The 431-nt window shown below is 68.4% G+C and carries 1 pseudogene; it reads left to right on the forward strand.

Features of this window, described 5'->3' with window-relative positions:
• Positions 1-431, forward strand: a pseudogene (locus F0L46_RS25160) (2',3'-cyclic-nucleotide 2'-phosphodiesterase); the annotation flags it as partial.

The raw sequence follows: 431 nt of genomic DNA on the forward strand, positions 1-431 counted from the left end.
CACGGTGGGGCTTGCCAAGACGGCGGCCCTCGTCGCGGCGGCGCGGGCGCAGGCGCCCAACTCGCTCCTGTTCGCCAACGGCGACCTCATCCAGGGCAGCCCCATGGGCGACTACGTCGCCTATCAGCGCGGCATGAAGCCCGGCGACGTCCACCCGATGGTGGCTGCCATGAACGAGCTGAACTACGATTGCGGCACGCTGGGCAATCACGAGTTCAATTACGGCCTCGACTTCCTGGCGGCCTCGCTCCAGACCGCGAAGTTTCCCGTGGTCTGCGCCAACGTCGTCAAGACGGACGGCACGCCTCTCGTGCCCCCCACCCGCGTGATCGAGCGGGAGATGACGGACGAGAGCGGCGCCAAGCACCGGGTGCGCGTCGGCGTCATCGGCTTCGTGCCGCCGCAGATCGTGCAATGGGACAAGGGCCACC

Source organism: Salinarimonas soli, assembly GCF_008386575.1.
Classification (GTDB): domain Bacteria; phylum Pseudomonadota; class Alphaproteobacteria; order Rhizobiales; family Beijerinckiaceae; genus Salinarimonas_A; species Salinarimonas_A soli.